The organism is Nostoc sp. S13 (genome assembly GCF_029379315.1).
Classification (GTDB): domain Bacteria; phylum Cyanobacteriota; class Cyanobacteriia; order Cyanobacteriales; family Nostocaceae; genus Nostoc.
Genome location: NZ_JAQYWQ010000143.1, coordinates 1 through 15,852 on the forward strand (window position 1 = coordinate 1; position 15,852 = coordinate 15,852).

A 15,852-nucleotide genomic window follows, 5' to 3' on the forward strand; every position below is an offset into this window, starting at 1 on the left:
CAGCTATGTAAGGGTTTCAGCTATTTTGAGGTTTATTTGTGGATAAGTCTAATAGACAATCCAGTATGAAAGCTTATTTTTCAAAACGAGTACGATCGCGACTTCAGTACACTGGCCCAGTAGGGGCACGGCACAGAACATACGTGTCAACTTAACGTGAAAGTTAGTCTAGAAGCAGCTTTTAGAGATTATCTCGTTCCCAGTCTCCGACTCTTAATGCATTCCGAGAGGGCTGCCGCCTCAAGACTTGCGGCAGAGCCGCGATGAGGTGCATTTCCAGCTAGAGGCTGGAAACGAGGTTTTAAAAGGGTTTTACCTTAAGTTGACACGGATGGGCACAGAACAGCCCCTACACCTGGTGATGTAATGTTGTACCCCATTTGAATGAGAACCGCTATACCAATAGAACTTACGCATCGTAACGAAATTACGTGATTGCGATCGCGAAGCGAAGCAATCACAAATCTTGATTTTACGTTCTCACCTAACCAAACCCACCACAAAGCAATCCCTTGTGAATTTGGAAACTTACACTGTATCTAAAGCATCACTGTAAGTAGTTCACTAGAGAGAAAGAAGATATGCGAATTCTAATTGTGCAAGGCAGTATGTTGTTGCTCCTGACTGCGGTGACAACTGGCTGTGTCGGTTCTTCATCTGTTACAAAACAGCCGCAAGCCTTGGTAGCAAACACTGAGCAGCCGACGAAAGAAGCTGTATTGACCTCAACACCTACACCGACTGAAAAAACTACAGAGAATTCTACCTCCAAAGCCACTATTACCACGAATCCGACGCGCTGTGAAACTAGCCAATTGTCAGTGCGCCGAGTCTCCGAAGATGCTGGCGTTGGCAATGTTGCACTCACCTACGCCTTCACCAATAATGCCTCATCCCCTTGCACCCTCTACGGTTATCCGGGATTGGCACTACTGGATGCAAAAGGTCAGCCTTTGCAGGACGTTAAAATTATCCGCTCCCAGGATACTTACTTTTCGAGTCAGCAACCCCCACAAAAAGTAACTCTAGCTCCTGCAAAACAAGCCTCATTTCAGATAGCATATAACCAGATTAGTTCCCCAGAGAAACGCTGCCCAATGTCTAGTAAAATTGAAATCACCCCTCCTAATACTTACCAGCACTTTACCCTCGCAGAACAAATCAAGCCTTGTACAGGCAAAGTCAGAGTAACTTCAGTGCGAGCAGTTGGCACTCAACCCTAGTAAATTCCTGTAATTTACTCAAAGATCCAGAAATAGCATAAATTTGATCACAGCCTCTTATAAGTTAAGTATTGTACTAATCAAAAAGGTTAAAAAATTATATGCAAGGAATTGATGTTGCCGATCAAGACGGCAGAGTAGATTGGACGACAGTAAAAAACTCTGGTAAAACTTTTGCGTTTGTCAAAGCCACAGAGGGAGTTAGCATCAAAGATTCTGCTTTTGCTCATCACTGGCAGACCATGAAAGCTGTTGGTATTATTCGGGGTGCTTATCATTTCTTTCACCCACATACATCTGACCCAGTTCAGCAAGCGAAAGAATTCTTAAAAACGCTGGGCAAATTAGAACCGGGAGACCTACCACCAGTTCTGGATGTAGAGGTAACTGACCAAGTAAATAGCCAAGCTGTAATTAATGCAGCTAAACAGTGGTTAGCAGAGGTGGAAAAAGCTCTTCTACAACAAACACAAAAACCAATCAAACCAATTATTTATACCTTTCCCAGTTTCTGGAAAGAACTTGGCAATCCATCTGATTTTGCTAGTTATCCGTTATGGATTGCTCACTACGGAACCCAGAACCCAACTATTCCTAGCGCTTGGCAAGGGCAATACCTAATCCATCAATATGAAGGTGATATATCTGGTGTACCAGGTGTTAGTGGTCGAGCCGATTTGAATAGATTTAATGGATTTCAGCTAGGAGATTCTGGGCTAAAAGTAAAACAATTACAACAGCAATTGAAAGATATTGGATTATATACTGATGCCATTGATGGGCATTTCTCTGAGTCAGTTAAGGATGCAATTGTTAGTTTCCAAACATCTAAAAAACTGCAAGCTGATGGAATTGTCGGTATAAAAACTTGGGTAGCTTTATTATGGATTTAGAACAGATTGTACACTCAATAAATAGATTCATACCATGTTAGCAATCGGTCTAGTTTTACCCTTATCATAGGTAACGCTGATTTTACCCTGCTGTACATAACGCTCTAATGCCCGAACACTGACACCAAGAAAGTCTGCTGCTGACTGTTTGTTCATGGGATTAGCGCCAAATAAATATTGCTAAATTTTACCATAGGCTCTGACGATATTTGACGATATTGGTCTAGCTGGGTGAGGGCGATCGCTTGATTCTGACGTAGAGATAAATTAAATTCTTCAGAAAGTTGATGAAGACTTTACTTGTGTTCTTGGGCATAAGTAATAAAGAATCAAGAATTTAGGCGTGGGAATTCCAAGCAAAGCGCCTATTAATTATCTATTGTTGTCAAAATAGCAGCCTATGTTGTAGTTAGTCAGTTGACTTAGATTATCAATACCAGTGTAAACGTTAATGGCAAAACCTATGTCCAAGCTAGATATGATAGTCAAACAAATCCCTACTCTGGTGATACTTCTATAAGTAAAGTCCGGTCGCTACTTTGCATTCGCAAATCACAGGAACTTGCTAGTAACCCGATTCCAAATATAGCTACAGGTACTGCATATACAAACTCTTGGTCTGGTGGAGAAGTCTTCGCTATTCCTGAGGTTGTGGGTAGCTCGTTGTTTTCTCCAGCAGACGCAGATGGGAAGTGTCAGGCAGCTGGCAAAAACCGTTATGGTTTATCTGGGTTTAGGATGGCAGAGTTTCATGATGCCAATGAGCCATATTCGGGTTTTGGTTTCTTTGCACAATCCGACGATCCTAATCTAAGTAGTCCAGGTACTCGTTTTTGGGTGAGGATTAACGATCAAGATGCGAATCCCTGGAAGTTATAAACTCTTGACTTGAGAGGACACAAAGGAAAATTTTTACTTACAATATAAAGGGCTACTGCCTACTCAATTTCTTGAAAGTAAGTGCTTTTACAAAAACAGTAGAAGCACTTGCTTTTATCAATTCATCCGTTGCGCTTTCGCAGTACGCAAAGACTTAGGGTCAACACTAGAAGCATTATTTCGGAAGCTAAAAAGCTTGGAATACTTGAAAACAGCGCAGCTAGTAGATAAGATTTGTACAGTTATTGATTTAGTTATTCGTTTACCTGTTGAAGTTTGGTTTTACACTAAAGAAAGCAGCATCAGACACCAATTTTGTTCGCGCCGCTTCTCCCTTTGAGAGAAGCGGCATTACTAAATTTAGTCACTGCAAGGGTTACTTTTTTTAATTAGCGATCGCAGTTGTTTTAAGTATAGCTTCTAAAAAAGCCCTCACTTTACTCTGAGGGCTTTGTAATAATGTATATTTCTATATCTGAATAACATCAAAATGCACAAAAGTGAGATTTTACCTGGAAAAAACCTTTAAGAATTCGTTTGAGTGAATTAAACTTAACCAGCCTGATAGCTTTAGACACTTCTACCCACTGCCGTTTTCTTTTACTTGCTTCTGGATAATCTTCACTCAGCATTTCGACTGGTAATAAATACATCTTCACGCAGTAACTTTTGCCTCGTTTGCGGTACTTGTAAGTGCCCAGTTCATTGGCATCTACCTGCCCAATCACACCTGCTTCTTCCCACGCCTCTTTGGCTGCTGAAGCGGGCGGACTCATGCCATCAGGAATATCTCCTTTCGGAATTACCCAATCTTGAAAGTTACGGGTCGTGATTAGCAATATTTCAACTTTGCCATTGTTCACTCTATAAGGAATCACCCCAGACTGGTTAAACATTTTACCAACTTTTCGACTCATGTAATTTACATCCTCTACAGTCTAGCTTTTTGTACAATGTTTATTTCAGAAAGTCTAGAGGTAATATAGGATAAATTTTGGTTAATCTTAGGTTATGAAAAAGTTAAGTTTTTTAACTATAATAGTTAACCAACGCCGTGTGGACTTTATCTCAAACCTAACCCCCAACCCCTTCCCTCTTAGTAAAAGGGAGTAAGAATCAAAGCCTCTCGAACTTTCGGAGAGAGGAATGGAAGCGGGGTGACAAGAATAAGTCGCACATCGCGTTAATGATTCAAATTTTCAGATTTTGGTAGATATACAGCGAAGATATTGTATTTAAATCTACTTCTTTACGCTCATCTTCATTCTGATTAGTATTTTTAAACAAGACTGTAAATGCACCAGCACCTAGCCTATCTTGAGGAAACATCCGATAACAAGGCATTGTAGTTAAATGCGATTGATATTTGGCTAAATTACTAATTTCTATTGCCTGAAAGTGAGGAAAGCGTTCCAAAAACCATTTACAAACTTGTTCATTTTCTTCAGGTGAATAGGTGCAAGTCATATAAGCAAGATAGCCTTGTGGTGAAACAATCTTAGCAGAGTTAGCTATAATACGCTTTTGCCGATTTGCACTCTTATTAATAGCAGTCGGGTGAAAACATCCGGGTGCTTTTTCACCTTTAGCAACTAAAGATTGTCCGGTACAAGGAGCATCTACTATTACTAGATTGCTAGAGCCAGGAAACATTTGGGCAAATATACTGGAATCTCTATTAACCACTGCACTAGGGTTGATCTGGCAACGCTTCAAATTAGAAATTAGCATTCCCAGACGTTTGCCAATTACTTCATTACTGATGAGTAAGTCAGGTTGTAAAGCTTTCCAAGCGAAGATACTTTTACCTCCTGGTGCGGCACACATATCAAAAACTAAACTCACTGGCTGAGGAATAGCTAACAAAGTAGCAGCTGCAAACACCGAAGAAAAATCTAAACAATAATAATATCCTTTTTCATGCAAGGGATGCTGACCAGGTTTTTCTCCCAAATATAAGCGGTCTATAAATTGTGGCTGCCAATAAGTTGGTGTTTCCACTGTTAAAGGCGAAATCTCTGGTTTTTGTTGGCACCAAAGAATACTGGGCGGAAAAGGCTGAGGATTCATTAAAGCCTCAATAAACTTTTCTTGCTCATCTAAATTAGTAAACAAACGCCGCGAAACTTTAAGTAATAAATTAGAAGGTTTTTCCATGTGAATAAACATAATACTAATTTTTAATCATCTGTATTGGACTTTCTTAATTACGAATTCATCGGTTGTATGGGAATCAAAATAAAACTGTTACACAAGAACAATGTAATTAAGGCTTTTGGCTTCATACTCAAAATATAATGACCGCCATTGGGATCGCAATGGCCAAGCTACCCCACTGCACCGGAGAAGGTCATGATCTTAGATAATTTTCCACAAAAATTACGCAAAGAAGCACACCTATGGAGGGATGAAGGATTAATTAGTTCTTCGCAGTATGAGCAAATAGCAGAACGTTATCAATTTAAAAACCTGGAAGCTGCTACACGAGATCGCAATAAAGCGATCGCGATTACTGTGGGCAGCATAGTTTTATGCTTAGGCATAATTACCTTTGTCGCCGGAAACTGGCAGGGAGGGTCACGAGAAGTCAAATTTATTCTGCTGATAAGTTTGTTTTTTGCGATCGCGATCACTGGATTTTACACCTGGAGACCACCTGAAGGGAAGAAGCCAGAACGAAGTAAACGCTTACTGGGAGAGGGCTTACTAATTTTAAGCGCCTTCATTTTCGGTGCAAATTTACTGCTGATGGCCCAGATGTTCAATATTGCCGGTTCAACTTCCCAACTGTTTCTCGCCTGGGGGTTGGGTGTTGTGGTGATGGCCTTCAGTTTGTGCTTAAATTCTTTAGGAATTCTGTCAATTGTTCTCGTGGAAATCGGTTACTGGACTGGGCTAGAAGACTTATGGTACTCTTCAGGTGAGTTAACTTGGTCGCGGCTAATAGTGCAGCATCTGCCTTTGTTGGCATGGCTGGTGTTTGTACCCTTAGCCTACTTCTGTCGATCGCGTTGGATTTTTGGTCTAGCAGCCTTTGTTTTTGCTAGTTCTTTACAAGCCAACCTCAATCCCCTACCACTGCTGAATTATGCTGATATAGCCCCTTGGGTGGCATCTTTTGCTTTTGCACTCCCACCTGCATTATTCTGGAGTTATGATGATTTGCTGTTCCCAAACATAAATTACAGGTTGTTTCAATCCCTAGCCCGTAATTTAGCATTGGTAAGCTTCGGCATTGTCTTTTATATCTTGTCTTTTCGTTGGGTCTGGGAATCTCCAAATTATGGTTATAATCAGGCAAGGAATTTGACAAACTTGTTCGAGTCTCTGCCGATCATCGATTTGGGGGTTCTCAGCGGCTTGGCGGTATTGCAATGGTTGTTTCTACTGCGTCAAAGAAATAACCCTCCGCGTCGCGAAGTGATTTTCACGACTGCTATCATTAGTACCTTTCTTGTCTTTATTACCCTAGTACCTTTTTGGCATCAAACTATCAGCCGGATTGATGAACTTGGCATTTTTATTTTCAATGTACTTCTAGCAACATTAGCCTGGGGACTAATTCAAGAAGGATTGAAATTAAGCAATAGAAATTCCTTTTGGGGCGGTATGCTGTTAGTAACACTGCAAATTATCAGTCGCGTGCAAGAGTACGACACCGACTTACTTTTTAAGTCGTTGGTCTTTATTTTGTGCGGTTCTGCCTTAATTAGCGCTGGACTCTGGTTTGAACGCCGACTACCTGGTGGTAGCTCTACAAGTAAAAAGTAGTGCAAAATCAGAAGTCAGGAGTCAGAATTCAGAATTCAGGAGAAGCCCAACCATAAAGGGATGGAGTTTCAACAAAGTATTTAATGTTTTCTGTACAGTTGACAAGGAGATCAGTTTTAAACCAATAATCATCTACCAGTCGCACTCAAAGCCCTTCTTGCTCGTAACTCCTAACTCCTTCTGAAATCTGCCCATCATCAATATCTCTGTGAGTCAAAATTTTTAAAGTTTCTCTGCGTCAGTCCTAATCTCGTTACTTTTGACCTCCTCAATACCTCTGCTTTTTAGGACTACGCACATGAATAATAGTTCTTCTGAATCTAAAAATAAAGCTTTGTCTCCCGAAGCCGAATTTTCCAATAAGGTGACTTTTCGAGATTACTTGATTGCCACTGAACAAAAATCGAATAAACCGTTACCTTTTTGGCGGTTACTAGCTCCCCTGGCGGTGCAAACAGGGCTAATTATGGCAGTACCAGCCCAAGCGTTTTATACAGATGTGGCGGGCAAGACGGTGATTTTACAAACCGTACCTGTAAACCCTAACGATGTACTAAATGGCAACTCCCTGACGTTAGATTACAACATATCCCGTACTGCAAATTTGAGCAGACTGCCTGGTTGGCAGACGTTAGTCAGCAAAGGTCGTGGAAGTGGCAGAAGATTGCCTGAAGGAACCAACATCTACGTGATTTTGCAAGAGCAACTATCCTCTGGTCGCGGTGTTCCTAGAGCTTGGAGACCATTACGAGTAACTAGCGATCGCCCCACAACCCTTAGAGCTAACCAAGTAGCCTTAAAAGGTGTTTATCAAGATAGCTCTGTTAACTACGGCTTAGAAACATATTACATCCCAGAAAACCAACGGCAGCAGATTCGGAACGACTTACAAGCCCAACGCGCCCGCAGAGGACAAGTACCACCGATTGTGGTGAAGGCGAAAGTAGATCCACAGGGTAAAGCAGTGCCAGTTAGTATGTGGGTGCGCGATCGCAACTATCGGTTTTAAGTTGTTAGGCAAATAAACATTGCATGTTTACCCAAAAGGTTTATCTCCAAAGTTCTGAGCGTCGGCTACCGGCGCTCAGACTTCTATATTTGTCATTAGGGACTGACAAATAAAAAAATACTCAATTACTTCTTGTGAGGTAGGCATCTCGCCATTGGTGTCAAGTTAAACCAATTCGCAATTCGCAATACTTCTCTGCGAGAGGCTGCGCCAACGGCTGCGCTCAGTACAAGTTCGCAATTACGTTTTGTGACCGGGATTTTAATTAGGCATCAAAAACTGCTGCCACAAGAGGCAGGGGAATTAAACTGAACTTACTCCTGAAAGCGGGTGCAGTATTGTTAAATGAAAACTATGCCTGGTTTCAGCTTTCAAATACCGTTCTTGCAAGGGTTGCCACTGCTGCCATGACTGGTAACGATTTTCAGTTAACAAAGTAGCAAGGGTGGGCAGCTCAGTCTGAATTTCTGACTTGAAGACATCTGCAAGCCAGTCACTCAAGACCGCACTATCTTGCATCGTACCCAAAATTTCTTGGATACTTTTCACTTCTGCCAGATAAGCTGCGTAAGACTCACCATATAAATCACTAAATAACTCCATCTGGTAGCGTACACGTTTAGCTTCTTTTCGCAAACTATGAAGAATTTCACCTTCTATTGTCAATTGTTTTTCTATCTTTTCTGGTTTCCAGTTTTTCTTGATTTTCACTTCTGAGTCCACAAATTGGATACCAACTAGCCAACCCGGATGCAGTAAAAAGTTACTCACTTCTGGTAAAAGTAAGTCTGGTAGCACCTGCTGAATGCTAAAAGATGCCAAAGCTTGATAACTGGGTTTCTCTAACCACTTGTCTAATAAATCTTTTAGAGACTTGTAAGATTCATCCTTTAAAGTTTTCTGCACACTCAATAGTACATCTTCACGTTGTTTAGCCAAAGCTGTGAAAGCTGTTTGCAGAGATTCCTGCTCTTTGCGGGGTAACTTTGGCTTATAATTGTTTTCCAAACTTTCTTTGAGTACGTCTAAATCTCGCAGATTACCAAGACAACGGGCTATTTTACCGATATTTTTATCACTGACTGGTTTCGACACATCCACCGCTAGCCCAAACTGAGTTACAGCCGTGCGTAGGCGGCGCATTCCCACTCGCATTTGGTGCAACGCTTCTGGATCTTCATCTTTCTTGACTGATTTTTCCCACTTCAAGGTTTTCTTAAAGTGTTTTTGAATCGCTTCATAGGCGTAGTCCCCTAGAGTTTTTACCGTGGGTTGTGTGACTAATTTCATAAGTGGTCTTAATGATAATTGGCTCTTTAGGTTATTGCATAATAACATTAGTTAAAAACCTACATCAGTTTTGATATTTTTTTTTACAATCAAGATTCTCAAATATGCTTATGACTATTGATAGTTGCATACTATTTTATCAAGATGGAATATCTATCAAAGGTCTAAATAAAGATTCTCCCTAACGATTTAATATGAACTATATTTTTTAGATATACAATAGACATCTCCAGAAATTAAATATGCGTTATCTATAACCCTTGTAGAGACGCGAAATTTTGCGTCTCTACATTCTTTTTCGGAGATGTCTAATGTATGTGAGGTAAAGATAATTTTTTATTTTTAAGATTTTCCTGAGTTGAGAACCACTTACAGCATAATTCAGAATTAAAACAGGCTTTGAGACGAATCCTTGTGTACTTCAGCTTACTTTAAATCTGCTGTAATTTTAGTCCGATTTATTTGATTAAATATGTTGAGAATCTTTCTGCCGTCCATCTGCCAAATTTATTAAAATCTCTTCGCGTCGTCGCGTCAGTCCTAATGATAAGTTTTCAACCAGACATGATATGAAACTGAAGTCCTGAGTAACTAAAAACAGCTATATTTTATTGTAGATGCGATGTAGGCACAAAATTTTGCTTTTACAAGAACGTTATCGTTTACTCAAGCAGATTAATCAAGGGGGATTCTGTAAAACCTTCCTCGCTGTAGATGAGGGTCAGTTTCCGCCAATTCCTTGCGTCGTTCAAGAATTCTCGCTGGAATACGAAACTTCTATTACTTTTGATCAAAAGGCGCAACAGCTAGAAGAATTAGGAAAGCATCCCCAAATTCCGGCTTTGTTGGCTTATTTCCAGCAGAACGAGCATTTTTATTTAGTACAGGAGTTGATTGCAGGCACTAATTTAGCTCAGGTGGTTGAACAGGAAGGCGCTTTTAATGAAACTCAGATTTGGCAACTTTTAGAAGATGTATTACCAGTCTTTGAGTTGATTAGCGATCGCCACATGATCCACGGCGATATTAAACCCCACAATATCATCCGTAAATCCCCAATTACTAAGAAGGGGAATTTAGTCATAGTCGATTTTAGCACTGCGAAAATCGTTACAGAAATTGATCGGCTAACATCTGAAACCAGTATCGGCAGTCCAGAATACGCTGCACCAGAACAAGCGAGAGGAAAAGCGGTTTTTGCTAGTGACTTATATAGCTTGGGTGTAACTTGCATTTACCTACTTACTCAGATTCCTCCCTTTGATTTATTTGATATTGCTAACGATTGTTGGGTTTGGCAACAATATCTTACTACTAAAGTTAGCGATCGCTTGGCGCAAATTCTCGACAAGCTGCTGCAAAATGCTGTTAACCGTCGCTTTCAATCAGCCGATGAAGTTATGCAAGCAATGGGTATGGAATTTAAAATCCAAAATCCAAAACTTGTACTGAGCGTACCCCTACGGGGAAGCAAGCTACGCGTAGCGTCTCCTAGAGAAGTCGAAGTATCCAAAATTCCCAATCCTCCTTGGCAATGCTTGCATACCCTAACTGGGCATTCTGGGAGATTGAGTAGTATAAACGCCCTTGCCATCAGTCCTGACGGTTACACCTTAGCCACTGCTAGTGATGAGAAAATTGTTAAATTATGGGATTTAAATACCCAAAAAGTCCTAGCTAGCTTATCAGGACATTCCCAAGCTGTAAAATCAGTTACCTTCAGTCCTGATGGTCAAATTCTGGCAACTGCTAGCGATGATAAAACGATCAAATTGTGGCAGGTTGAGACATTAGAGGAAATCTGCACTCTATTGGGACACTCACACGCTGTAAAATCAGTTGCTTTCAGTCCAGATGGGCAGATTCTCGCTAGTGGTAGCTGGGATAAGACAATCAAACTCTGGGATGTCAAGACTGGCACAGAAATTTGCCCAATGACTGGACACCAATTACAGGTAAATTCAGTAGCATTTAGTCCCCAAGGACAGCTTTTAGCCAGCGCTAGTTATGACAGAACAATTCGCCTGTGGCAGATATCTGCATTAGAAAGTTCCCAGAGAGAACTTCAAAACCGCCCATGCTATAGCTTGTTAAGCACCCTTTCGGGTCATGCCTGGGCGGTTTTGACAGTCGCTTTTAGTCCAGATGGTCAAATTTTGGCGACGGGTAGTGATGATAACACTATTAAATTCTGGGAGGTAAACACTGGTCAGCTAATTTGCACACTTGTAGGCCATTCCTGGTCTGTGGTGGCTCTGGCTTTTTCTGCCGATGGCGAAACACTCCTAAGTGCAAGTTGCGACAAAACAGTTAAACTTTGGAGGGTAAGCACAGCAGAAGAGATTGTTACTCTCTCTGGTCATGTAGACTCAGTATCTGCTGTTGCTATGAGCAAAGTTACACAATTAATTGCAAGTGGCAGCCGGGACAAGACTATCAAACTGTGGCAGCTTGTAGAACAGCACAATTGCTAATTTTGTAATATCAGGCGCTACCTGTGAAGGCAACTTCTGGAAATTTCAACTGAGCTTCTGCCATTGGACGGTTTCTGCCTTCCTCTTGCCAGTAGTTAATCACTTCTGTCGCTTTATTAAGCAACTCGACACGATCTAGATCAGTAATCCAATGTTTGGATTCTAGTTCCTTTTTTAACTCTTCCCAGGCATCATTTCTAGGCCAGAAAAAGTACTTAGTCAAAGGACTGGTGCCTTTGCCGACAATTTGATCGACTGCTAGAGCAACGTTTTCGTCTAACCACAGAATTTTCAAAATAAACTTGGTCAATCACACCTCCGGGAATTTCCGGGCATTACTGAACTAGGATAGCGATCGCTTATTTTAACGCAATACCTTAGCAAATGACCAAATATTCAGAAGTGCTGAGTCCCGCTACCGCTAACCTTACTCAGCACTCAGAACTGTTTCATTGATTGAGAATGGGCTACCATAAGGTTTAGTCGGCGCTAACTATAGATGCTTATGACTGCCCAACTGCCCCAATCTCAAACAACATCTGGTTCTTCTTTGTATGAGCAAGATTTTTACCTGTGGATTCAAACCACGGCAGAACTGCTCAAACAAGGTCGGCTTACAGAACTGGATTTAGAGAATTTGATTGATGAAATTGAAACAATGGGCAGGAGTGAAAAAAAAGCACTGAGAAGCAATTTGGAAGTGGTGCTAATGCATCTATTGAAGTATAACTATCAAGCCGAAAAGCGCTCTGGTAGTTGGCGAGCCACAATTCGGGAGCATCGCAAACGCCTCAGACAAGCTCTAGAAGAAAGTCCTAGCCTGAAACCCTATTTATATGAAGTTTTTGGGCTGTGTTATGACGATGCTAGACTCTTGGCTGCCGATGAAACTGAATTGGATGTGGCTATCTTCCCGGAACAGTCCCCTTTTACACTAGAGCAAGTCATCAACCCTGATTTTTTACCTGATCTAGAATAGGACTTACGCACAAGTTACGGAATAACGAACCGCTCCAGGCACAGAGAAGCCAGTGCGTTGCGGTAAATCCAGCGCTGTAGGCGGGTTTCCCGCCGTAGGCGACTGGTGTTAGCGTAGCGGTAGCGACTGTGCGTAGCGTCACCCGTTCGCGTAGCGTCTCCGACAGGAGAAGGGGGGTTCCCACGCCACTTGACGCCAGTCCGCTCAAGTCGGGAGACCCGCGCATAGCGGCTGGCTCCTTCAAGCCGGGGAACCCGTGCAACGCAGTGGCTCCCCGTTATAGCAACTGGCGCGGCACACAGAGAAGTCGGAGCGGCGGCTTTTGCCGTTAGCGTCACGCAAAGCGAGTCCGCGAGCGTCTCTGAACTTCTCCCAAGGGGAGACGCTGCGCGAACGGTGGAAATCAGAGTTTGAGAGATATTTTGCGTAAGTCCTATAGAAGATTTTGCTGTTAATTTGGAATTTTGAATTCGGAGCGAAGCGACGTGACTGCCCAACTGCCCCAATCTCAAACAACATCTGGTTCTTCTTTGTATGAGCAAGACTTTTACCTGTGGATTCAAACCACAGCAGAACTGCTCAAACAAGGTCGGCTCACAGAACTGGACTTAGACAACCTGATTGAAGAAATTGAAACGATGGGCAGAAGTGAAAAGCGGGCATTGGAGAGCAATTTGGAAGTGTTGCTGATGCATCTGCTTAAATACCAAATTCAAACTGAAAGACGCTCAAAAAGTTGGCAGTACACAATTTTAGAACACCGCAGGCGAGTCCAAAAGGCACTCAAGGAAAGTCCCAGTTTGAAGCCTTACTTTGATCAGGTTTTCGATGAAAGCTATCAAACGGCTAGACGACTGGCTGTGATTGAAACTGGATTAGACATCGCTACCTTCTCTGAACAATCTCCCTTTACACTAGAACAAGTCCTCGATTATGATTTTTTGCCAGAGTCATAATCTCACGCTCTTGCTTGGATGAATAATCAGATCGAGCAAACCATTGATGAGGCGATCGTCCTCTATTGGCATAATATCTCCACCATGCAGCAGATATCGCGTAGTCACAATATGGAGCAGTGTTGCGATAAACGTTCGGGCTGCAACTTCTGGGTTGGCAAGCTGAAGTTTAGGATGAGTAGCAAAGTATTGGGTGATAAAGTCAAGATTTGGTTTCTCAATATTTTGGAGAAAAGCGCGTCCTAGTTCTGGAAAGCGACCTGATTCACCAATGACGATTCGGAAAAGTGCTATATCTTGCGGGTTTTCAGCAGCACAATTAAGCATTTTTGTAGCATGACGTTTCAAGAATACAACGGGTTCTTCTTCGGATGAGGGGAAGTCTTGTTGCTCAAAAAAGTTTACTTTCTCTGCCATTCGTTGGATTAGGGCGGTAAACAATGTCTCCTTATCGGCAAAGCGTCGGTAGACTGTAGCTTTAGAAACTCCTGCGGCTGCCACAATTTTATCGATCCTGGCTCCTGCATAGCCATGCTCCATAAACTCTTGCATCGCTCCCCGCAGAATCGCTTCAGTTTTTTCAGAGGATAAATCCCGCTCAACACTCTTAACGTTACTCATCACTCAATTTTCCCGCTTTGCTGGGCATCCACTAATACTATTGACTGATTTCTATCATACTCCCTTGACAAGACTAAACAGTTTTGTTTATCTTAATTTAAGACAAGACGAAACTGTTTAGTTTTTAAAAACTAACTCAGCCGAAACCAAAATGAGGCTCTGTTGTGTTTTTTGACATAACTAAGTACAGCATTTCCGTAGCTTTTTTAAACGCAGAGGAACGCTGAGGGAAGCGCAGAGGAGCGCTGAGTTTTGCCAATTTTAATTTGCTATGAACTTATGAAATTCTGTACTAAGAAGCATTTAATCATTTCGATTTGATTCTCATCTCTAACAATTTCGCCTGATTGTGCATTTTCCAATTTTTTCCAAGGGAGGTTGAACTATGCGATCGCCAGCACAGATTAATGAAACAAATGATACTCTACCGATTGTGATTATAGGGGGTGGTTTTGGAGGATTGTTTACAGCACTCCATCTCGGCTACTCAAACCAAAGATTCAAAGGAACGCCGTGCAATGCTTACGGTGGCGATTGTGGGTGGTGGTGCATCTGGGGTGGAAATGGGAGCAACACTAGCGGATTTACTACCAACTTGGTACATCCCTTTAGGTGAAAACCCACAGGAAATTCGGATTGTGATTTTGCAGCGTGGTTCTGAGATTCTCAAAGAGTCTAAAAGCGATCGCCTTCGTGAAACTGCACAGTCTGAGCTACAACAGCGAACTGCCCCCGTCGAAGTGTTGTTAGAATCTGAGGTGAAAGCGGTTTATCCGGGAGCCATAGAGTTTGAGCGCAATGGGCAAAGCTGGAGATTAGCCGCCGCGACAGTAGTATGGACAGCTGGGAATGCAACGCATCCAGTGATTGACTCGCTGGCGATCGCGCCTGAAAACCGGGATAAACACAATCGCCTCTTGGTTAAACCAACTCTACAACTGCCAGAATTTCCAGAAGTGTTTGCCGCGGGAGATTGTGCCATCGATCCGTCGAATCCGCAGCCTGCTACCGCTCAGGTTGCCTATCAGCAAGGAGCTGCGATCGCTCACAATCTCAAGGCGCTGATTGCCGGGAAATCTCTTACCCCTGCAACAGTCAATCTGCGGGGCACGTTAATCAAACTGGGATTGCACGAGAGTGCTGTGGAAATCTTCGATTACTACGAAATAAAAGGCCACTTGGGTCAGGCAATTCGCCTAGCAACCTATCTCGAACTCATGCCTACTCCAGCCCGTAACTTTGTCAACCGGACGCGATGGTTTAACGAGGAGATTTTGAAGCAGATTGCTGGTGTCTAAAGCCAACTTCAGCTTTTGGTAATACTAATTATAAGAAAAGCGTAGTCTTATGAATAGGTTTTCTCTCACTGACATCACAGCACACCCTCAATTTGCAGCTTTAATTACTCAACAACCCGATCAAACTAACCTCACCTACACACAAGACCAGCTTGATAGTTTGTCTGGAAGCATTTCGCTTGTAGCTTGTCTTTTTGTTGCAGTAGGCTTTTTCTATATCGGAGTTGGGGTTGGAAGGCGGCATACAAGACGTGATCAACTAATAGCAATCCGGCTAAGACAAATTCAAACCTTAGAAAGAATTTGGCAATTGACGGCTAAACGCAGAGATTAAATTTCTGCCAAATAAAACTTCACTGCTGTAAATCAGAACGTTGCCCAATTTATCGAACAGAATTCAGGAGTCAGGAGTCAGGAGTCAGAATTCAGAATGAATTCTGTACGACTGGTGGATGAATA

At 42.2% G+C, this 15,852-nt stretch carries 17 protein-coding genes; 10 read left to right on the plus strand and 7 right to left on the minus strand.

Annotation, left to right across the window (positions count from 1 at the left end; all coding sequences use genetic code 11):
* Positions 1 to 581 precede the first annotated feature (581 nt).
* Positions 582 to 1,223 (plus strand): DUF4232 domain-containing protein, encoded by a 642-nt coding sequence (locus PUQ00_RS28795; protein ID WP_300422978.1) that lies wholly within the window; start codon positions 582 to 584, stop codon positions 1,221 to 1,223.
* Between the two features lie 101 nt (positions 1,224 to 1,324).
* Positions 1,325 to 2,116: a GH25 family lysozyme gene (locus PUQ00_RS28800; protein WP_300422981.1), complete on the plus strand. Its 792-nt coding sequence runs from the start codon at positions 1,325 to 1,327 to the stop codon at positions 2,114 to 2,116.
* 27 nt (positions 2,117 to 2,143) lie between these two features.
* Here PUQ00_RS28800 and PUQ00_RS28805 read toward each other — a convergent pair whose 3' ends face one another.
* Positions 2,144 to 2,272, minus strand: coding sequence for a hypothetical protein (locus tag PUQ00_RS28805; protein ID WP_300422984.1), 129 nt, complete (start codon positions 2,270 to 2,272; stop codon positions 2,144 to 2,146).
* Positions 2,273 to 2,767: 495 nt separating this feature from the next.
* Between PUQ00_RS28805 and PUQ00_RS28810 the strand changes: the two genes are divergently transcribed.
* On the plus strand, positions 2,768 to 2,995 hold the full coding sequence (locus PUQ00_RS28810; RefSeq protein ID WP_300422986.1) for a hypothetical protein: 228 nt from the start codon (positions 2,768 to 2,770) through the stop codon (positions 2,993 to 2,995).
* A gap of 485 nt (positions 2,996 to 3,480) precedes the next feature.
* Here PUQ00_RS28810 and PUQ00_RS28815 read toward each other — a convergent pair whose 3' ends face one another.
* Complete coding sequence (locus tag PUQ00_RS28815) at positions 3,481 to 3,912, minus strand: NUDIX hydrolase (RefSeq protein WP_300422988.1); 432 nt, start codon at positions 3,910 to 3,912, stop codon at positions 3,481 to 3,483.
* A 274-nt stretch (positions 3,913 to 4,186) separates the two neighbouring features.
* Positions 4,187 to 5,152, minus strand: coding sequence for an RsmB/NOP family class I SAM-dependent RNA methyltransferase (locus PUQ00_RS28820; RefSeq protein WP_300423017.1), 966 nt, complete (start codon positions 5,150 to 5,152; stop codon positions 4,187 to 4,189).
* A gap of 195 nt (positions 5,153 to 5,347) precedes the next feature.
* Between PUQ00_RS28820 and PUQ00_RS28825 the strand changes: the two genes are divergently transcribed.
* Both PUQ00_RS28825 and PUQ00_RS28830 read left to right on the plus strand, forming a co-directional pair.
* Entirely contained in the window at positions 5,348 to 6,766 is a 1,419-nt protein-coding gene (locus PUQ00_RS28825; RefSeq protein ID WP_300422991.1) for a DUF2157 domain-containing protein, read from the plus strand.
* A gap of 298 nt (positions 6,767 to 7,064) precedes the next feature.
* Positions 7,065 to 7,775 carry a GDYXXLXY domain-containing protein gene (locus PUQ00_RS28830; RefSeq protein WP_300422993.1) on the plus strand — a complete coding sequence of 237 codons (711 nt, stop codon included), beginning with the start codon at positions 7,065 to 7,067 and terminating at the stop codon, positions 7,773 to 7,775.
* Positions 7,776 to 8,078: 303 nt separating this feature from the next.
* Here the strand turns inward: PUQ00_RS28830 and PUQ00_RS28835 are convergent, their stop codons facing one another.
* Positions 8,079 to 9,065, minus strand: coding sequence for a CHAD domain-containing protein (locus PUQ00_RS28835; RefSeq protein ID WP_300422994.1), 987 nt, complete (start codon positions 9,063 to 9,065; stop codon positions 8,079 to 8,081).
* A 617-nt stretch (positions 9,066 to 9,682) separates the two neighbouring features.
* On the opposite strand from PUQ00_RS28835, the gene PUQ00_RS28840 reads away from it, so the two are divergent.
* Complete coding sequence (locus PUQ00_RS28840; protein WP_300422997.1) at positions 9,683 to 11,539, plus strand: serine/threonine-protein kinase; 1,857 nt, start codon at positions 9,683 to 9,685, stop codon at positions 11,537 to 11,539.
* A 10-nt stretch (positions 11,540 to 11,549) separates the two neighbouring features.
* Here the strand turns inward: PUQ00_RS28840 and PUQ00_RS28845 are convergent, their stop codons facing one another.
* Positions 11,550 to 11,849, minus strand: a complete 300-nt coding sequence (locus PUQ00_RS28845) for a 30S ribosomal protein PSRP-3 (RefSeq protein WP_012410744.1) — start codon at positions 11,847 to 11,849, stop codon at positions 11,550 to 11,552.
* Between the two features lie 195 nt (positions 11,850 to 12,044).
* Between PUQ00_RS28845 and PUQ00_RS28850 the strand changes: the two genes are divergently transcribed.
* Positions 12,045 to 12,518, plus strand: coding sequence for a DUF29 domain-containing protein (locus PUQ00_RS28850; RefSeq protein ID WP_300423000.1), 474 nt, complete (start codon positions 12,045 to 12,047; stop codon positions 12,516 to 12,518).
* A 14-nt stretch (positions 12,519 to 12,532) separates the two neighbouring features.
* On the opposite strand, the gene PUQ00_RS28855 is transcribed toward PUQ00_RS28850, so the two are convergent.
* The gene (locus PUQ00_RS28855; protein WP_300423003.1) at positions 12,533 to 12,856 is read right to left on the minus strand and encodes a hypothetical protein; all 324 of its coding nucleotides are present in this window, start codon (positions 12,854 to 12,856) and stop codon (positions 12,533 to 12,535) included.
* A 147-nt stretch (positions 12,857 to 13,003) separates the two neighbouring features.
* Between PUQ00_RS28855 and PUQ00_RS28860 the strand changes: the two genes are divergently transcribed.
* Positions 13,004 to 13,474 carry a DUF29 domain-containing protein gene (locus tag PUQ00_RS28860; RefSeq protein ID WP_300423007.1) on the plus strand — a complete coding sequence of 157 codons (471 nt, stop codon included), beginning with the start codon at positions 13,004 to 13,006 and terminating at the stop codon, positions 13,472 to 13,474.
* Here the strand turns inward: PUQ00_RS28860 and PUQ00_RS28865 are convergent.
* Positions 13,469 to 14,095: a TetR/AcrR family transcriptional regulator gene (locus PUQ00_RS28865; RefSeq protein ID WP_300423010.1), complete on the minus strand. Its 627-nt coding sequence runs from the start codon at positions 14,093 to 14,095 to the stop codon at positions 13,469 to 13,471. The genes PUQ00_RS28860 and PUQ00_RS28865 overlap by 6 nt on opposite strands.
* A gap of 452 nt (positions 14,096 to 14,547) precedes the next feature.
* On the opposite strand from PUQ00_RS28865, the gene PUQ00_RS28870 reads away from it, so the two are divergent.
* On the plus strand, positions 14,548 to 15,393 hold the full coding sequence (locus PUQ00_RS28870) for an FAD-dependent oxidoreductase (RefSeq protein WP_300423013.1): 846 nt from the start codon (positions 14,548 to 14,550) through the stop codon (positions 15,391 to 15,393).
* Between the two features lie 49 nt (positions 15,394 to 15,442).
* Entirely contained in the window at positions 15,443 to 15,727 is a 285-nt protein-coding gene (locus tag PUQ00_RS28875; protein ID WP_300423014.1) for a hypothetical protein, read from the plus strand.
* Positions 15,728 to 15,852 lie beyond the last annotated feature (125 nt).